General features: G+C 58.6%; 20 protein-coding genes. 16 read left to right on the forward strand and 4 right to left on the reverse strand.

Annotated elements, in window-relative coordinates:
* Positions 1–54: 54 nt before the first annotated feature.
* Complete coding sequence (locus RDA78_RS07055) at positions 55–1,290, forward strand: CobW family GTP-binding protein (protein ID WP_434054625.1); 1,236 nt, start codon at positions 55–57, stop codon at positions 1,288–1,290.
* A gap of 6 nt (positions 1,291–1,296) precedes the next feature.
* Here RDA78_RS07055 and tesB read toward each other — a convergent pair whose 3' ends face one another.
* The gene (tesB, locus tag RDA78_RS07060) at positions 1,297–2,166 is read right to left on the reverse strand and encodes an acyl-CoA thioesterase II (protein ID WP_434054626.1); all 870 of its coding nucleotides are present in this window, start codon (positions 2,164–2,166) and stop codon (positions 1,297–1,299) included.
* 155 nt (positions 2,167–2,321) lie between these two features.
* Here tesB and RDA78_RS07065 point away from each other — a divergent pair, with 155 nt between their 5' ends.
* The 5 genes from RDA78_RS07065 (at position 2,322) to RDA78_RS07085 (ending at position 6,054) form a co-directional block, all read left to right on the forward strand.
* Entirely contained in the window at positions 2,322–3,533 is a 1,212-nt protein-coding gene (locus RDA78_RS07065; protein ID WP_434056113.1) for a ubiquinone biosynthesis hydroxylase, read from the forward strand.
* 67 nt (positions 3,534–3,600) lie between these two features.
* Positions 3,601–4,473 carry an SDR family oxidoreductase gene (locus tag RDA78_RS07070; RefSeq protein ID WP_434054627.1) on the forward strand — a complete coding sequence of 291 codons (873 nt, stop codon included), beginning with the start codon at positions 3,601–3,603 and terminating at the stop codon, positions 4,471–4,473.
* A 41-nt stretch (positions 4,474–4,514) separates the two neighbouring features.
* Complete coding sequence (locus tag RDA78_RS07075) at positions 4,515–4,709, forward strand: twin transmembrane helix small protein (RefSeq protein ID WP_306142292.1); 195 nt, start codon at positions 4,515–4,517, stop codon at positions 4,707–4,709.
* Positions 4,710–4,747: 38 nt separating this feature from the next.
* Positions 4,748–5,323 carry a cob(I)yrinic acid a,c-diamide adenosyltransferase gene (locus RDA78_RS07080; protein ID WP_434054628.1) on the forward strand — a complete coding sequence of 192 codons (576 nt, stop codon included), beginning with the start codon at positions 4,748–4,750 and terminating at the stop codon, positions 5,321–5,323.
* A 38-nt stretch (positions 5,324–5,361) separates the two neighbouring features.
* On the forward strand, positions 5,362–6,054 hold the full coding sequence (locus tag RDA78_RS07085; RefSeq protein ID WP_434054629.1) for a rhomboid family intramembrane serine protease: 693 nt from the start codon (positions 5,362–5,364) through the stop codon (positions 6,052–6,054).
* 8 nt (positions 6,055–6,062) lie between these two features.
* Here the strand turns inward: RDA78_RS07085 and RDA78_RS07090 are convergent, their stop codons facing one another.
* Together RDA78_RS07090 and RDA78_RS07095 are read right to left on the reverse strand one after the other, a co-directional pair.
* Positions 6,063–6,374, reverse strand: coding sequence for an RT0821/Lpp0805 family surface protein (locus tag RDA78_RS07090; protein ID WP_434054630.1), 312 nt, complete (start codon positions 6,372–6,374; stop codon positions 6,063–6,065).
* Positions 6,375–6,472: 98 nt separating this feature from the next.
* A complete protein-coding gene (locus tag RDA78_RS07095; protein WP_434054631.1) occupies positions 6,473–6,928 on the reverse strand; it encodes a hypothetical protein in 456 nt (151 codons plus the stop codon).
* Positions 6,929–7,095: 167 nt separating this feature from the next.
* On the opposite strand from RDA78_RS07095, the gene RDA78_RS07100 reads away from it, so the two are divergent.
* From RDA78_RS07100 to RDA78_RS07140, 9 genes are all read left to right on the forward strand, one after another.
* Positions 7,096–7,692, forward strand: coding sequence for an RNA polymerase sigma factor (locus RDA78_RS07100; protein ID WP_434054632.1), 597 nt, complete (start codon positions 7,096–7,098; stop codon positions 7,690–7,692).
* Positions 7,689–8,393 carry a hypothetical protein gene (locus RDA78_RS07105; RefSeq protein WP_434054633.1) on the forward strand — a complete coding sequence of 235 codons (705 nt, stop codon included), beginning with the start codon at positions 7,689–7,691 and terminating at the stop codon, positions 8,391–8,393. Before RDA78_RS07100 ends, RDA78_RS07105 begins: the two co-directional genes overlap by 4 nt.
* Positions 8,394–8,748: 355 nt before the next feature.
* Complete coding sequence (locus tag RDA78_RS07110; protein ID WP_434054634.1) at positions 8,749–9,498, forward strand: electron transfer flavoprotein subunit beta/FixA family protein; 750 nt, start codon at positions 8,749–8,751, stop codon at positions 9,496–9,498.
* A gap of 24 nt (positions 9,499–9,522) precedes the next feature.
* Entirely contained in the window at positions 9,523–10,455 is a 933-nt protein-coding gene (locus RDA78_RS07115) for an electron transfer flavoprotein subunit alpha/FixB family protein (RefSeq protein ID WP_434054635.1), read from the forward strand.
* Between the two features lie 136 nt (positions 10,456–10,591).
* Positions 10,592–11,473, forward strand: a complete 882-nt coding sequence (locus RDA78_RS07120; RefSeq protein WP_434054636.1) for a 3-hydroxybutyryl-CoA dehydrogenase — start codon at positions 10,592–10,594, stop codon at positions 11,471–11,473.
* A 5-nt stretch (positions 11,474–11,478) separates the two neighbouring features.
* Complete coding sequence (locus RDA78_RS07125) at positions 11,479–12,969, forward strand: class I adenylate-forming enzyme family protein (protein ID WP_434054637.1); 1,491 nt, start codon at positions 11,479–11,481, stop codon at positions 12,967–12,969.
* A 95-nt stretch (positions 12,970–13,064) separates the two neighbouring features.
* A complete protein-coding gene (locus RDA78_RS07130; RefSeq protein ID WP_434054638.1) occupies positions 13,065–13,268 on the forward strand; it encodes a hypothetical protein in 204 nt (67 codons plus the stop codon).
* 299 nt (positions 13,269–13,567) lie between these two features.
* The gene (locus tag RDA78_RS07135; protein ID WP_434054639.1) at positions 13,568–13,828 is read left to right on the forward strand and encodes a hypothetical protein; all 261 of its coding nucleotides are present in this window, start codon (positions 13,568–13,570) and stop codon (positions 13,826–13,828) included.
* A 28-nt stretch (positions 13,829–13,856) separates the two neighbouring features.
* On the forward strand, positions 13,857–14,063 hold the full coding sequence (locus RDA78_RS07140; RefSeq protein WP_434054640.1) for a hypothetical protein: 207 nt from the start codon (positions 13,857–13,859) through the stop codon (positions 14,061–14,063).
* Positions 14,064–14,066: 3 nt separating this feature from the next.
* Here RDA78_RS07140 and tlpA read toward each other — a convergent pair whose 3' ends face one another.
* Positions 14,067–14,729 carry a thiol:disulfide interchange protein TlpA gene (gene tlpA, locus RDA78_RS07145; protein WP_434054641.1) on the reverse strand — a complete coding sequence of 221 codons (663 nt, stop codon included), beginning with the start codon at positions 14,727–14,729 and terminating at the stop codon, positions 14,067–14,069.
* Between the two features lie 42 nt (positions 14,730–14,771).
* On the opposite strand from tlpA, the gene argH reads away from it, so the two are divergent.
* Entirely contained in the window at positions 14,772–16,157 is a 1,386-nt protein-coding gene (gene argH / locus RDA78_RS07150) for an argininosuccinate lyase (protein WP_434054642.1), read from the forward strand.
* Positions 16,158–16,281: the final 124 nt, after the last annotated feature.

The following is a 16,281-nucleotide window of genomic DNA, read 5'->3' on the forward strand; positions in this document are numbered from 1 at the left end:
AGCTCCAGGTCTTTAATGCGCAGGCCTGTGGTGCCAAGACTGGAGTCGCGTTTCATGGCTTCCCAAGACAGTTCCGGATCCAATCCCGAAAGGGGGCCAAAACCCCCTATACCGCTTTCTGTTCTCACAGGGTTTCTGGGAGCTGGAAAAACCACACTCCTCAACAGGATCCTCAAGGATCCCTCGATGGCCGATACGGCGGTCATCATCAACGAGTTCGGTGAGATCGGACTCGATCATCTCTTCGTCGACCAGGCAGGAGAAGGCATCATTGAGCTGTCTTCCGGCTGCCTGTGCTGCACAATCCGGGGCGATCTCGTCACGACGCTCGAAAATCTGTTGCGGCATCTGGACAACGGGCGCACCGAACGGCTCAACAGGGTGATCATCGAAACCACGGGTCTCGCCGACCCCGCGCCCATTCTGCACACCGTGATGCTGCATCCCTACCTGGTCATGCGCTACCGTCTTGACAGCGTGATCACCCTGGTGGACGCGATCAACGGCCTTTCCACGTTGGATGAGCATGAAGAAGCGCGCAAGCAGGCCGCCGTTGCCGATCGGATCGTGTTCACGAAGACCGATCTTGTGGACACAGAGACGCAGACGTCTGCGTTCGAGGCTTTGAAACGCCGGCTTCACGCGCTCAACCCCGGAGCATTGCGGCTTGATGCCCGCTCTGGCGACGCGGAGCCGGCCAAGCTCTTCAATGCCGGTCTGTATGACCCGAAGAGCAAGATACCCGACGTCGCGGCCTGGCTAAACGAGGAAGCCTATGCCGACAATGGTCACGTGCATAATCACTCGCACGGTCATTCGCACCAGCACTCTCACGACCATCATCATCACCATCATGGTCACGATCACGGTCATGACCACGACCATGCGCACGATATCAACCGACACAGTGATACGATCCGGGCGTTTACGCTTGCAACCGATCGGCCCGTTTCCGCATCAGCGCTCGAGATGTTTCTCGATTTGCTGAGATCGGCGCACGGCCCGAAACTCCTGCGCGTCAAGGGGATCGTCCAGCTTGCCGAAGATCCTGACCGGCCAGTGGTTATTCACGGTGTCCAGCATGTGTTTCATCCGCCGGCAACGCTCCAGGCATGGCCCGACGGCGACAGGCGCACTCGCATGGTGTTCATCACCAACGATCTTCCCGAGGGGTTTGTCAGGAAGATGTTCGAGGCCTTTTCCGGGGCCTTGCTGCCCGACACGCCGGACCCGAAAGTAATGACCGACAACCCGCTTGCCATTTCAGGGTTCACCAGCCCGGTGCGGTAGGGCGGCTCACCTGTCCTTCTTGCGCAGCCTGATCAGTCCTTCCTGGGCTGTCGAGGCGACGAGTTTTCCGTCCATCGTGAACAGGGAGCCCCTGTTCAGGCCGCGCGAACCGGACGAGGACACGCTGTCGGTCGCGTAAAGCAGCCACTCGTCTGCGCGAAACGGGTGATGAAACCACATGGCATGATCCAGGCTGGCTGCCTGTATCTTGGGACTGAACACGGATGTCCCGTGGGGAAACAGCGATGTGTCGAGAAGCGTCATGTCGGACGCATAAGCCAGGACGCACTGGTGAATGCGCTCCTCGTCGGGCAGTTTGCCCGTTGCCCTCACCCAGACATATTGCCGCGGCGGTAGCGGTTTCTTGCTGAAATAGTGGGTCAATTCGACCGGGCGCATCTCGATCGGGCGCTCGCGCTCCCAGTAGCGCCGGACGTTCTCCGGTGCGACCGCCAGGAATTTTTCCTTCAGTTCCTGGTCACTCGGCAATTCATCCGGTTTCGGCACGTCGGGCATGTCAACCTGGTGCTCCAGACCCTCCTCATGGAGTTGAAACGAGGCTGACATGGAGAAAATTGCTTCGCCGTGCTGAATGGCGACAACCCGTCTCGTTGTAAAGCTGCCGCCGTCCCTTATCCTGTCGACTTCGTAGATGATCGGAACCTGCGGATCGCCCGGACGCAGAAAGTATCCGTGGAGCGAGTGCACGTGTCGGTCCTCCACAACCGTCCGGGATGCCGCGACCAGCGCCTGTCCGATGACCTGTCCTCCGAAGACCCGTTGCCAGCCGACCTGGGGGCTGCGACCACGGAACAGATTGCTTTCCAGCGGTTCCAGGTCAAGAATCTGAAGTAGATTGTCAATGGCCGTGTTCATCGGTGTATTCCTTTACGTGGACCAGCCATGTCGCTGTTGAAACTGTTTTGCCCGGCCAGCACTCTTGGACGGGAGATGACGTTAAAGTCAAGATGCCTTTGGGGAAGCTCGGGGCGGGGAGAATTCGAGTGGCCAAGAAACCAAAATTGACGGACATGTTCGACGTCGTGATCGCCGGTGGCGGATATGTCGGCCTGTCCCTCGCGGTGGCGCTGAAACAGGGAGACGCGGGCCTGAAATGCGCGGTTGTCGATCCGAAGCCGATGGATCAGCTGCACAAGGACCCGAGAGCGTCGGCCATCGCCGCCGCGGCATCCCGCATGCTGACACAACTCGGCGTCTGGACGCAGATCGAGGACAAGTCACAGCCCGTGACCGAGATGATCGTTACCGACAGCAAGCTGCGCGACGTCGTGCGCCCGGTCTTTCTGACGTTCGATGGTGAAGCGACCGAAGGAGAGCCGTTCGCGCACATGATGCCGAACGGGGTCATGATGCCCGCGCTCTACAAATCCGCAAAATCACTCGGCGTCGCGTTTCTCGCTCCGGCCACCGTGAGCACGTTCCGAACGCTGCCCGACCATAGCGAGATCGAGCTGGAAGATGGCACGTTGCTCAAGAGCCGTCTTCTGGTGGCCGCGGACGGTGTCCGGTCAAGGCTGCGGGAACTGGCGGGCATTCGGACCGTGAACTGGGACTATGGCCAATCGGGCATCGTGACCACCGTGAAGCATGAACGGCCGCATAACGGGCGCGCCGAGGAGCATTTTCTGCCCGCCGGACCCTTTGCGATCCTGCCGCTTCCGGAAAACCGGTCGTCATTGGTCTGGACCGAGAAGACCGCAGACGCCGAGCGGCTGGTTCGATCCGATGAGTTTACGTTCGAGATCGAGCTTGAGCGGCGCTTCGGGCATCATCTCGGCAAGCTTGAGATCGACGGGCCCCGACGCGCCTATCCGCTCGGCCTCAAGCTGGCCCGCGATTATGTTCAGCCAAGGTTCGCACTCATTGGCGACGCCGCCCACGGCATCCACCCGATTGCCGGCCAGGGATTGAATCTCGGGTTCAAGGATGTCGCGGCGCTGGCCGAAGTTCTGATTGATGCGCGCCGTCTCGGACAAGACGTCGGTGCGTTCGACGTACTTGAAAAGTATCAGCGCTGGCGGCGGTTCGACACGTTCCAGATGGGCGTTGTGACCGACGTGCTCAACAGGTTGTTCTCGAACGACAACGATGCATTGCGGGCGGTCCGGGACTTCGGTCTCGGTCTCGTGGATCGAATGCCGGGTCTGAAAAGCATGTTCATCAAGGAGGCGGCAGGGTTTGCCGGACCCGTTCCGAAATTGCTTTCCGGTGAACCAATCTGATAGGACTTCAGTCATTGCTGCCGCTTCGGCCTGATTCCTGCTTTCGACGTGATTGGACCAGCCCTGCATGACTGACACGCCAGAGGGTTACAGTAAGCCTCGCTCAATCCTGATTACGGGATGCTCGTCCGGCATTGGCGCTGAGGCGGCGCATATCCTTCGCGGACGAAACTGGCGTGTCTTTGCAACGGCCCGGAAACAGGAAGACCTCGACCAGTTGAGCGCGCAAGGATTTGAAGCGTTTTACCTCGACTACGAAGACGCCGACAGCATTCGCGCGACAGCGAACAGCGTGCTCGAGCTCACCGACCGAAAGCTGGACGCGCTGTTCAACAATGGCGCCTATGCCGTGCCGGGAGCGCTCGAAGACATTCCGACGGAAGCCATGCGGGCGCTGTTTGAAGCCAATTTCATCGGCTGGCACGATCTGACCAGGCGACTGGTTCCCGCGATGCGCGCAAACGGTGCCGGACGGATTGTCCAATGTTCCTCGGTGCTCGGGTTTGTTGCGCTCAAATTCCGGGGCGCTTACACCGCATCCAAATTTGCACTTGAGGCGTATACCGACACATTGCGTCAGGAGCTTCACGGAAGCGGGGTGCATGTCTCGCTTATAGAACCGGGGCCCATCGACACGAGGTTTACACAGAATACGCTCGCCAATTTCGATCGGTGGATCGGTGAGCAAGGATTGAAGTCGTCTGTCTTTAGAGAAACGTACGAGAAGCGGCGTATTCGCATGGAGGCCGGAGAACCCGGACCGTTCAAGCTCCCGTCAAGTGCGGTCGTGAAGAAACTCATACACGCGCTGGAAGCCAAACGGCCGAAGGCGCGGTATCATGTGACGGTGCCGACATCCCTCATGGCAGTCGCAAAACGCGTGCTCCCGACACGGATTCTGGACAGGGTTTGCATCAGGGCAGCTGACGCTGAAGAGTAAAAGATATTCCAAAACAGAGTCTTGAACCTCGCGAGGAAAAAATGGCGGAGATTTTCAACATACTTGTCCCCATAGGGATGGCAGCGGTCGCGATCGTCCTCCTGCTGGGGATCTGGAACATGTTCCGTAACGGGCCTTCGAACCGTTCGCAGATGCTGATGCGCTGGCGCGTCGGATTGCAGTTTCTGGTGGTTGTTCTCGTGATGAGTGGGCTCTATTTCTTCGGGTCCGGCTGAAGAGGCGGGTTTGAAGCTGTTTCCTGGAGAAAGAAGCAATGGTTGTTCTTAACAAGATTTACACGAAGACGGGCGATGACGGCACAACCGCGCTGGGAACGGGCGAACGCCGGCCGAAGAACGATCTGCGGATCGATGCTTATGGAACGGTCGACGAAACGAATGCCGTTGTCGGCCTTGTCCGGCTGCACACCGAGACCGATGCAAAAATCGTGGATGATGTCCTCGGCAGGATCCAGAATGATCTTTTCGACCTCGGAGCGGATCTTGCGACACCGGAGACGGACCAGGACCTCGGCTATGAGCCGCTGCGGATCTCCGAGGCCCAGGTCAGCGCCATCGAAACGGCAATCGACGCGTTGAATGCCGATCTTTCACCCTTGCGTTCATTCGTCTTGCCGGGGGGAAGCGAGGCATCTGCCTACCTTCATCTGGCCCGGACGGTGTCAAGGCGCGCCGAGCGGCTCATGGTGGAACTCGCTGCTGCCGAAAAAATAAACCCTGCTGCGGTCCGCTACATGAACCGGCTTTCCGACTACTTCTTTGTCGCTTCGCGTTACCTGAATGAAAAGGGCGAAAAAGACGTCCTGTGGGTTCCCGGCCAGAACCGGTGACGACGTGACATCGCCGTTCACCGGAGCCTGATTGAAACGTGTTTATTCCGCTTCACGACCAAAACAGCCTTGACCATGTGGAAATCCCCTACGTCAATCTGGCGCTGATCGCCGTAAACGTTCTTGTCTTTCTTGTCTTTCAGGACGCCGGTGAGTTCAAAGCCATCAATGCGTCATCGATTTCGCACGGCCTTATCCCGGTTGTCCTGTTCGATATCAGGGACCTGGCACCGCAATTTCAGGTGCTGCCGGACTGGATGTCGGTGATTACCTATGCCTTCCTGCACGGGAATTTCACCCATCTGATCGGGAACATGCTTTTTCTTTGGGTTTTTGGCGACAACGTCGAAGATGCGATGGGCCATTTCAGATATCTGGTTTTCTATGTGGTTTGCGCAATCGTCTCGGGTTTGGCCTATGCCCTTTTGGATTTCAATTCCGACATACCGCTGATCGGTGCCTCAGGCGCCGTATCCGGTGTCGTTGCCGCCTATCTGATGCTGCATCCGAGGGTCAAGGTTTGGGTTCTTGTCTTTGCCCGGATCCCGCTGCGCCTGACAGCGCAATGGCTGCTGGGTGCCTGGGTGCTTTTCCAGATCGGCAATCTCCTGCTTGCGGAGGAAAGTCAGGTTGCCTGGATCGCGCATGTCGGAGGCCTTGCTGCCGGCGCGGTGCTGGTGCTGTTCATGCGGCGCAAGGGTGTGGAGCTTTTTGATCGCGATCTGGCGTAATCGCCGCCTCAAGCGGATTCCCATATCGCATTGGAGGCCCGGCAGGCCACGCCTTGCCGGATCAAGGATTTCCCAGATGCGAGAACGATTTTCTCGTTATAAGAGCGGCAGTAAGTCCCTGAAGCCGTTTTCCAGGTTTTGAGAGGCGTGACAGTTCCGCTGACACCACTTTCCGGGTTCTGCCAGCGTGTCGATTGGCCCGACACGGATTTTTCGAGAGCTGCCTGGAGTTTTTGATTTGCCAGCGATTTGTCTGACATTTCAAGCGTCGATGCGACTGCAGGCACAACCGGTTCGGTCTGTTCCTGGGCTGTTATCATTGTGCAGGAAGGTGCCGCCGCCACGCATGTCACCACAAACACAAGCCTTGCAGGCCGCAGATTGAAGTCAATTCCCAATTTGATCCCGCCTCTTGGATCTAGCGCCAGCCGCTCTCTATCGCCTCCCTCTCCTGATTTCTGGACAAGGGTCCGCCGGAAGGCTCACTGTCGCCATCGAATTGGCGACGCCCGATGATACGGTCTAAAAGATCGTCAGATCTAGACTTTTCTGAGGCAGATTTGTTCGAATTTCCCGGGGAATTCGGTTGAGCTTGTTTTTGGGACTTCTTGCGGCTTTCGTCGGCAAAGTCTTCACCGCCGCCGGAGGCACCACCGGATCCGCCGCCGCCACCGCTGCTTCCGCCACCGCCGCTGCTTCCACCGCCGCCACCGCTGCTTCCGCCGCCGCCTTTGCCGCCGCCGCCGCTGCTTCCTCCACCGTCGCCGGATTGCGCAGCCGCGGCGATGGTATCCTTCAGGTCAAACAAGGGGCTGAAGAAGACAAGAGAGAACACCAACGCCGAGGCCGCGACACTCGGCAGAATGCGGAACATCGCAGAGAGGCGGTCTTGCAATGAATTCTGGCGAGTGCGTTTCATTCGGTTACAGCTCTTCGGCGGTTTGCTAAGATGACAAAGTTAGGGAGTGGACTTTTCCCTCTCGCACCCATAACACGTGGTGGCCTTTCTTCTTCCGCAACATAGTTCAAAAAAAGTGTGGATTGAAAGGTGGGTTCACGTGTTGTCCCCTTAAGAGCGGTTTTGCGGAGAACTTCTTGTCTGATGAAGCATTGAAAACGGAGATGATCCGTTTGCTCCCCAAGTTGAGGAGTTTTGCGCTGCGACTATGCCGAAATCCGGACCAGGCCGACGATCTGGTCCAGACGACGTGCGAACGTGCGATCCGCTCTTTGGATCAGTTTGATCCTGCAACGCGCCTCGACAGCTGGATGTTTAGAATATTGCAAAACCTTTATTTTAATTCCGTACGGGATGGTGCCAATCGGGCGCGGCTGTTCGATTTGGCGATGATGGATTTCGAAGACAGCTACGACGGAGCCAAGGCAGCCGCGAGCAGTCTGGAATTGCAACAAGTTCAGTCCTTCATCGGACAGCTGGATGAGGACAATCGCGAAGTTCTTTTGAAAATCGCCATTGAGGGACAGAGCTACAAGGATGTTGCCGCGGAACTTGGGGTGCCGATCGGGACGGTGACAAGCCGTCTTGCCCGCGCACGGTTGAAACTCAGGGAGTTTCTTGAGGCCAAGGATACCGCGTCGGGGGTTGCGCTGCGCAGCATGCCAGGGGGGATGCCATGACATTCGACAAGAAACGTGAACAGGTTCTGCTGGCGGAAGACATCGGCAGACTTCTGGACAGAGAACTGACCGAGGCTGAAGATGCCGCGCTGAGGGATGCCATAACGCAATCGGAAGGCGGTGAAGACCTCCTGCGCGACATGGCGGCGGACAATGCTCTGCTTCAAAGCGCCGTGTCAGCTTCCGTGCCGGATCATTCAATGACCCGGCTACAAAACGCAATCGACCGCGAATTCGACAAGCGCGATGTCGCTCCGCGCTCGCGCGCGCAACCTTTCTGGTCGAGCCCGATGGTCCAGGTTGCTGCTTCCGTGGTCCTGGTTGCGGGAACCTTCATGTTCACCGCGTTCTGGATGCAGTCGCGCATGGACGACGCGGTGGCGTCGCTTGCGGCCCATATGGAAACGGAACGCGTTTTGCTGGCGCAGACAGTCCAGGAAGCGCTGGAAACGCGGGTCAGCGGCGAACCGGTCTATATCGGGCAGGAAGGGTCCTGGACGGACGTGCTCACGCCCATCAAGACCTACAAGAGCAAGAGCGGCCACTGGTGCCGCGAATATGTGAGGCAGACAACATTCAGCGGACGTGATCTGACGATCCAGGGAACGGCGTGCCGGGATGAAAACGGCACCTGGACGACGGTGTTTGCTGAACCGGTATCCGACAAGTTCACGCCGCAACGGGACGATACCGGGATCTAGGTGATGGACTCATATATGAGGCCGTAATGGTTTGAGGCGGCTTGCTTCTGGTCAAGGCGCGGAAGCGCAGGAAATGACCTAGAGCTTTTTCCGACCAATTTGAAGGCGGCGGGCCGTGCGCCCGCCGCCTTTTTTCGGTCCGAACTATCATCATTGCGACGCATGTTTTTCCAAGCCCGGCAATTTTCGGCCTTGCGCCCTATAGCGCAATTGACAGCCGACCTGCTGGTAAGTACCGTCCCGCGCCATGCGCCATGATTGGCTTGTTTCCGCCGTTTGTGACCTTGAGTTACATCGACGGACAGGCCTTGCAATGCGGAGCGGTGAAAACCGCCCTGAAAGAGGTTGAGAGCAAATGAAAATCCTCGTGCCCGTGAAGCGGGTCATCGACTACAATGTTAAGGTTCGTGTCAAACCGGACGGGTCGGGCGTCGATCTTGCCAACGTCAAGATGTCCATGAACCCGTTCGACGAAATTTCCGTTGAAGAAGCCCTGCGCCTGAAGGAAGCCGGCACGGCGACCGAGGTCATCGTGGTATCGGTCGGACCGCAACAGGCCACCGAAACCCTCCGCACGGGGCTTGCGATGGGCGCTGATCGCGGCATCCTGGTGAAAACGGACGAAGCCACGGAACCGCTTGCGGTTGCCAAGATCCTCAAGGCAATCGTCGAGGCGGAAGAGCCGGGTCTCGTCATTGTCGGGAAACAGGCGATCGACGATGATTGCAACCAGACGGGCCAGATGCTCGCCGCGCTGCTTGGCTGGAGCCAGGGCACCTTTGCATCAAATGTGGACCTGGGCGACGAGACGGCTGACGTCACGCGTGAAGTGGACGGCGGCCTGCAAACGGTCAAGTTGAAGCTGCCGGCCATCGTCACGACGGATCTGCGCCTCAATGAGCCGCGTTATGCGTCCCTGCCAAATATCATGAAAGCCAAGAAAAAGCCGATCGACGAAAAAACGCCGGAAGACTTCGGCGTCGACATCACACCGCGGCTGACCGTTGTGACCACCACCGAACCTGCCGGCCGTGAGGCGGGCATCAAGGTCGCGTCGGTGGGCGAACTCGTCGACAAACTGAAGAACGAAGCCGGCGTCCTTTAAGGGCCGCTGCAGGAGTACGAAAACATGACAACTCTTCTTGTGGCAGAACATGCCGGCGGCGCTCTGAACGACGCAACTGCCAAGGCACTTACCGCGGCAGCGGCACTCGGGTCGGATGTGCATATTCTCGTGGCTGGCAAAGGTGTGCAGGGCGTTGCCGAAGAAGCGGCCAAGCTTGCCGGCGCTGCCAAGGTTCTCGTGGCCGAAAGCGATGCGCTGGAGCATCAGCTCGCAGAGCCGACGGCCGATCTGATTGTCGGCATGGCCGGCGACTATGACGCCATCGTTGCCCCGGCAACTGCCAACGGCAAGAACACGCTTCCTCGTGTTGCCGCCCTTTTGGACGTGATGCAGATCTCCGACATCACTGCCGTGGTCGACGCAGAGACTTTTGAGCGGCCGATTTACGCGGGCAACGCGATCCAGACCGTGAAGTCGGGCGATCCGAAAAAAGTGATCACCGTGCGCACGTCCACATTCGCAGCAGCGGAAGAGGGCGGATCGGCAGCGGTCGAGAGCATCGCAGGCGCCGACGGTACCGGCCTTTCGGAATTTGTTGGCGAAGAACTCTCCAAATCCGACCGTCCGGAACTGACATCCGCGAAGATCATCATCTCCGGAGGCCGTGCACTCGGTTCGGAAGAAAAATTCCAGGAAGTCATCATGCCGGTGGCCGACGCGCTTGGCGCTGCGGTCGGCGCGTCGCGCGCTGCTGTCGATGCGGGCTATGCACCGAACGACTGGCAGGTCGGACAAACCGGAAAGGTGGTCGCTCCGGATCTTTACATCGCCTGCGGAATTTCCGGTGCGATCCAGCACCTTGCGGGCATGAAGGATTCCAAGGTTATTGTTGCGATCAACAAGGACGAGGAAGCCCCAATCTTCCAGGTGGCGGACTACGGACTGGTTGCCGATCTGTTCGACGTTTTGCCGGATTTGAAGGCTGCGGTCGAGTAATACCTGCGGCAAATTGATCACGGACCCCGGGGTGAATGCGAGTTTTCGCTCCGGGGTTCTTGCTGTTCGGCTCAAGACTTGCCAAAAATAGCCGCAAACCGGTTCACCGGGTGTTTCTCTCAGACGGAAGTTCAAGATGGCAGTCGAAATCAAAAAAATCGGCGTGATCGGCGCGGGTCAGATGGGCAGCGGAATTGCGCATGTATGTGCGCTTGCCGGGTTCGACGTTGGCTTGAGCGACATTTCGATGGAACGGATCGAATCGGGGCTTGCCTCGATCAACGGCAACATGGCGCGGCAGGTCAGCAAATCCCTGATCGCGGAAGATGAGCGGACCGCGGCGCTTGACAGGATCAAGCCGGTCGAGGAGCTTGATCTCCTTGCCGACGCGGACTTGGTGATCGAATCCGCAATCGAGAACGAACAGGTAAAGCGCAAGATCTTTGCGCAGCTCTGTCCGATCCTGAAGCCGGAAGCGATCCTGGCGACGAACACCTCGTCCATCTCCATTACGCGTCTTGCCGCGACAACGGACCGTCCGGAACGGTTTATCGGCATTCACTTCATGAACCCGGTTCCGATCATGGATCTGGTCGAACTGGTCCGGGGCATTGCGACGGAAGACGAGACGTTCGAAGCCTCCAAGGGCTTTTGTGTGCGCCTCGGAAAGCAGATTGCCGTTGCCGAGGATTTCCCGGCCTTCATGGTCAACCGTATTTTGCTGCCGATGATCAACGAGGCAATCTACACCCTCTACGAAGGCGTCGGATCGGTCGAGTCGATCGACAAGGCAATGCGTCTCGGCGCAAATCACCCGATGGGACCGCTGCAGCTGGCCGATTTCATCGGCCTCGATACCTGCCTTTCCATCATGCAGGTGCTCTATGAAGGCCTTGCGGACACAAAGTACCGTCCCTGCCCGCTTCTGGTGAAATATGTCGAGGCCGGCTGGCTTGGACGCAAGACCCAGCGCGGCTTCTATGACTATCGCGGGGAAGTGCCGGTCCCGACCCGCTAGCTTCCATGAACCTCGCCGAGTTCTGCCTGACACATGCGAACGCGGACTTGTCCACGACCGCGCTAGAAGTTGTCGGACCGGGCGGGGCCGTCGAGGAAAGCTGGACATACGGCGAACTGACGAAGGCGGTCCTGTCGGTGGCAACGGGTCTCGGAAACCATGGTTTGCAAAAAGGCGACCGTGTTCTCCTGAGGATTGGCCACAGCAGCGACTTTCCGCTGATGTATTTCGGCGCAATCGCCGGGGGTTTTGTCCCCGTTCCGACCTCGGATCAACTGACGGTGGGCGAGGTCGCCGGACTTCTGAAGGACAGCGGGGCTTCGCGCGTTCTTCATGATGGTTCAAGCCCTGTCCCGGAGGGGATCGGGGACCTGCTTTTGGGGCCTGGCGAGATAGGTGACCTAAAGACGGCCGAGCCGGGCAAATTTGCTGCCACGGATGATAACGATCCCGCCTTTCTCATCTACACGTCCGGAACGAGTGGATCGCCCAAAGGCGTGCTTCATGCGCACCGGTCAGCCACGGCGCGGCTGGCGGCCCATGTCGGCTGGATCGGCTTGACCTCCACCGATCGCCTCCTTCACTCCGGTGCGTTCAACTGGAGCTACACGCTGACCGTTGGCCTGATGGACCCCTGGATCAAGGGCGCGACCAGTGTCATTTACAAGGGCCCGCGTGAACCGGATGTCTGGCCGCAGATCCTGACGGCAAGCAAGGCAACCCTTTTCGCGGCGGTTCCAAGCCTCTATCGCAGAATTCTCAAATACGGCGACATTTCCAGGACTTCATTTCCGGCGCTCCGGCATGGTCTCACTGCCGGTGAGGGTCTGTCAGCCGAGCTTTATGCGCTCTGGCAGGAGCGGACGGGGCGGGAACTCTATGAGGCGCTGGGCATGAGCGAGGTGTCGACCTACCTGTCCAGCGGCCCGGATGTTCCGGTGAAGCCGGGCGCGACCGGAAAACCGCAGCCGGGACGCAAGGCCGCCGTGCTGAAGGAAACGAACGACGGCATGGTCGAAACGGAAGCCGGTGGGACCGGGCTGCTGTGCGTACATCGCGACGAACCGGGTCTGATGCTTGGCTACTGGCAAAGGCCTTCGGAAACCCGCGCAGCCTTCAAGGGGCCCTGGTTCGTGACGGGTGACCGGATGCGCAGGGATGGCGATGGCTATTTCTGGTACGAAGGCCGAGCCGACGACCTGATGAACGCATTTGGCTACCGGGTCGCTCCGGAAGAAGTCGAGCGGGTGCTGCTGAACCACCCCAATGTCCAGGACGTCGCGGTCACGGAAAAGGAAGTTCGGCCGGGCGTCAGCCTGATCGCCGCTTTCATCGTTGCCAACGATCCGGAGCAATTTGACGAAGACGACCTGACTTCCTTCGCTGCCGAATACCTCGCAGATTACAAGCGTCCCAGGATCTACAAGTCTTTGCAGCAATTGCCGCGCACCCGCACCGGCAAGGTCCGGCGCAAGGCACTTGTCGCGGACGGTTAAAGCCTTACGGATCTGCTTAGAGTTTTGTTAACGCGCGTTTAAGGCCGAAGCAGCTAGGATTTCGCATCCAAACGGCAGAAGCAGAGAATTCATTCATGGATAGCGCGGGTATTGCCAGCACATACGCTGCGACATCTCGGGCGCAGACCCAGCAGGCGCTGCAGTCGGAGATGCTCAAGATCGCCGCGCAGCAGGATGCGAATCTCGTGGCACTGCTGCAGGAAGGTGCAGCCAGCCTCGAAGCGGCCACAAGCGCCCCTCCTCCCGGGTTGGGCACGCAGGTTGATGTGACGGCCTGAAGGTGCCCGGGCATCCCAATTCGTTAATCTGATCAATCGCTTGCACACCGGAACCTGTTCCGGTGAGTTTTCGCCGTGCCAGTTTTTTTGACGCGTCCCAAGTTTCGCAAATTGCGTCGTGCGAAACGAAGTAATTGCCTCAGACACTTAGCGCGAAAAGTGTAAACCTTTAAACAAATGCTTCGGATTTATTTAGCTCGGTCTTGGGCATGATCTCAAGAATAAACTGATTTTTACGTTTTAAATCAGGTAGCTGGTGCAAACTGATACTCAACTTGAACTCCGTGTTTGGACCAAAAATGTCTGAGGCAATCGCAAGCACATCAACGCAGGCCTTTCAGCCTTCGCTCAGCGCTTCCCGCATCGAGAAGACCGCCGAGCAGGTGAAGGTCCTCAGTGCGCGCCAATCCGAGGCGGCGGCCGAAACAGTTCAAAGACAGGCAGAGTTCAGCACGAGCCGCGCCGAGTTTCTCAGCGATCAGGCGCAGAAGCTCGAAAACCGGGCCGAGACCCGCAATCCGGAAAACGGATTGGGAAACAGGATCGACGTTTCGGTTTAAAACGCGCAAGAGAAGAGATCTTGAAAGCATGACAACAGTTTCAGACAGCACCTCGGCATCTTACGACGTTGCCAAGATCCGGAATGAATTTGCGATCAACGCGGTCAAGGACCAGGCGGATCAGGAACGTCAGGTCGCCAGCCGGCTTGAGGATGCGCAAGCAACCCAGGAAGAAGAGCGCCGCGAAAACCGGAAGATTCCCGGTCTTGGCGAAGCGGTCGACGTAACGGTCTGAACGTCAGGCCCCTTCTTTCCCAAGAGTCGACCGGATAAGCGCCTTTGCCTCACCGGACGCCCAATGGGCGGGTCCGTACATCGTGCCGACTTCACATCCCTCTTCATTGATCAGAATTGTCGTCGGGAGCCCCGTGGCGCGGCTGACCTTGCGGAGGTCTTTCAAAAGGCCGTTGGAACTGTCCTGGTAGAACGTCAGGTTGCCAACCCCGATCTCATCCAGAAACTTTTTCGGTTTTTCAGGGCCGCCGCGATCAAGGCTCACGGCCACGACCTCGAAGCTATCGTCACCGAGATCGGCCTGAAGCTGATCGAGCGCGGGCATCTCCTCACGGCACGGCGCGCACCAGGTGGCCCAAAGGTTGAGTAACACCGTCTTGTCCTTGAAGTCTTCCATGGTCAGATCTTGACCATCCGGTCCCTTGAAAGCGAGCGTTTTCAGCCCCAGCGGCTCGCTGGCCGGAAGAAAGGCGGCGACTTCACCCTTCGCATGCGGCTTTGCGGCCGCCGCGGCCGAAAGCGCCGCCGTACAGCTTTGCGCGCTGGCGATGTTGCCATTCGGACCAGCGATCACGTATAGAGCCGCTACAGCAGCTGCCGCACCCGCGAGACCGGCCAGGATCACGCCGCGATTGGAGCTCTTGACGGGTTCGGTTGGCTTATTCATTCGTTCACACCTCGCAAGGGGCGCCTCTTTAAGGGACAGGACATGAGCAATCGCATGTGGGGCGGCCGGTTCGCCGAAGGACCGGACGCAATCATGGAGGAGATCAATGCCTCTATCGACTACGACCGGAAGCTATATAGGCAAGACATCGACGGCTCGAAAGCCCATGTGCGCATGCTCGCTGAAAAAGAGATCGTCACGCGGGACGATGCCGACAAGATCGTCGGGGGTCTAGACACAATCCTGTCAGAAATCGAAAAAGGCGATTTCAAGTTTTCGCGCGCGCTGGAAGACATCCACATGAATGTGGAAGCGCGGCTTTCCGAACTTATCGGTCCAGCCGCAGGGCGCCTGCACACGGCGAGATCCAGAAACGACCAGGTGGCAACGGATTTCCGTCTCTGGGTCCGCGATACGCTTGATACGCTGGATCAACAGCTCGGCGAGATCATGCAGGCTCTTGCCGAAAAGGCCGAGACCCATGCAGCCGACGTGATGCCCGGATTTACCCATCTCCAGTCGGCCCAACCTGTGACCTTCGGGCACCACCTGCTTGCCTACGTGGAAATGTTCTCCCGCGACCGGGGCCGCGTGCGTGATGCCCGCAAGCGCATGAACGAATGTCCGCTTGGCGCGGCGGCGCTGGCCGGAACGTCCTTCCCGATCGACCGCAAGATGACCGCCGAAGCGCTGGGCTTTGACCGGCCAACGGCCAATTCGCTGGACGCCGTGTCCGATCGGGACTTCGTTATCGAAGCACTTGCAGCGGCTTCGCTCGCGGCGATGCATCTGTCGCGGCTCGCGGAGGAAATCGTGGTCTGGTGCTCGGCCCAGTTCGGTTTCGTCAAGCTTTCGGACAAGTTCTCGACCGGTTCCTCCATCATGCCGCAAAAGAAAAACCCGGATGCCGCCGAACTCGTGCGCGCCAAGACAGGACGCATTTACGGGTCGTTGCAAGCGTTGCTGGTCATGATGAAAGGCCTTCCGCTGGCTTATTCAAAAGACATGCAGGAAGACAAGGAACAAGCCTTTGATGGTCTGGCCAGTGTCTCTCTCGCCCTTGCTGCCATGACCGGAATGGTGCGTGATCTCGCACCGGTCACCAAGTCCATGAAGATGGCGGCCGGCTCGGGCTATTCCACCGCAACCGATCTCGCCGACTGGCTGGTCCGGGTCCTTGGCATGCCGTTTCGCGATGCTCACCACGTGACGGGCCGCATCGTCGGTCTCGCTGTCGACAGGGGCGTCGAGCTGCACAAGGTTCCGCTTGCGGACATGCAGAAGGTCGATGCGAAGATCACCGAAGAAGTGTTCTCGGTGCTGTCGGTAGACAAGTCGGTCCGCAGCCGCACAAGCTACGGCGGCACGTCGCCGGTCAATGTGCGCAAGCAGGCACGCCGCTGGCTGAAAGATCTTTCGAAGGACTAGAGCTTCATCCGACCAATTTGCATCGTTTGACCGAGGCCCTTATTCACGCTGGCAAGACGGTTCGCCCGCCGCGGTTTCTCCTCGCGCCAGAGCCAATCAACCCAATGGTCTTGCCGAATGGCTT

Source organism: Roseibium sp. (genome assembly GCF_051016195.1).
Lineage (GTDB): Bacteria > Pseudomonadota > Alphaproteobacteria > Rhizobiales > Stappiaceae > Roseibium.

What these genes read in the sequence shown, in the direction of transcription:
- RDA78_RS07055 (WP_434054625.1), top strand. Translation starts at nt 55, where the DNA reads ATGGCTTCCCAAGACAGTTCCGGATCCAATCCCGAAAGGGGGCCAAAA.
- tesB (WP_434054626.1), bottom strand. Translation starts at nt 2,166, where the DNA reads ATGAACACGGCCATTGACAATCTACTTCAGATTCTTGACCTGGAACCG.
- RDA78_RS07065 (WP_434056113.1), top strand. Translation starts at nt 2,322, where the DNA reads ATGTTCGACGTCGTGATCGCCGGTGGCGGATATGTCGGCCTGTCCCTC.
- RDA78_RS07070 (WP_434054627.1), top strand. Translation starts at nt 3,601, where the DNA reads ATGACTGACACGCCAGAGGGTTACAGTAAGCCTCGCTCAATCCTGATT.
- RDA78_RS07075 (WP_306142292.1), top strand. Translation starts at nt 4,515, where the DNA reads ATGGCGGAGATTTTCAACATACTTGTCCCCATAGGGATGGCAGCGGTC.
- RDA78_RS07080 (WP_434054628.1), top strand. Translation starts at nt 4,748, where the DNA reads ATGGTTGTTCTTAACAAGATTTACACGAAGACGGGCGATGACGGCACA.
- RDA78_RS07090 (WP_434054630.1), bottom strand. Translation starts at nt 6,374, where the DNA reads ATGATAACAGCCCAGGAACAGACCGAACCGGTTGTGCCTGCAGTCGCA.
- RDA78_RS07095 (WP_434054631.1), bottom strand. Translation starts at nt 6,928, where the DNA reads ATGTTCCGCATTCTGCCGAGTGTCGCGGCCTCGGCGTTGGTGTTCTCT.
- RDA78_RS07105 (WP_434054633.1), top strand. Translation starts at nt 7,689, where the DNA reads ATGACATTCGACAAGAAACGTGAACAGGTTCTGCTGGCGGAAGACATC.
- RDA78_RS07110 (WP_434054634.1), top strand. Translation starts at nt 8,749, where the DNA reads ATGAAAATCCTCGTGCCCGTGAAGCGGGTCATCGACTACAATGTTAAG.
- RDA78_RS07115 (WP_434054635.1), top strand. Translation starts at nt 9,523, where the DNA reads ATGACAACTCTTCTTGTGGCAGAACATGCCGGCGGCGCTCTGAACGAC.
- RDA78_RS07120 (WP_434054636.1), top strand. Translation starts at nt 10,592, where the DNA reads ATGGCAGTCGAAATCAAAAAAATCGGCGTGATCGGCGCGGGTCAGATG.
- RDA78_RS07125 (WP_434054637.1), top strand. Translation starts at nt 11,479, where the DNA reads ATGAACCTCGCCGAGTTCTGCCTGACACATGCGAACGCGGACTTGTCC.
- RDA78_RS07130 (WP_434054638.1), top strand. Translation starts at nt 13,065, where the DNA reads ATGGATAGCGCGGGTATTGCCAGCACATACGCTGCGACATCTCGGGCG.
- RDA78_RS07135 (WP_434054639.1), top strand. Translation starts at nt 13,568, where the DNA reads ATGTCTGAGGCAATCGCAAGCACATCAACGCAGGCCTTTCAGCCTTCG.
- RDA78_RS07140 (WP_434054640.1), top strand. Translation starts at nt 13,857, where the DNA reads ATGACAACAGTTTCAGACAGCACCTCGGCATCTTACGACGTTGCCAAG.
- tlpA (WP_434054641.1), bottom strand. Translation starts at nt 14,729, where the DNA reads ATGAATAAGCCAACCGAACCCGTCAAGAGCTCCAATCGCGGCGTGATC.
- argH (WP_434054642.1), top strand. Translation starts at nt 14,772, where the DNA reads ATGAGCAATCGCATGTGGGGCGGCCGGTTCGCCGAAGGACCGGACGCA.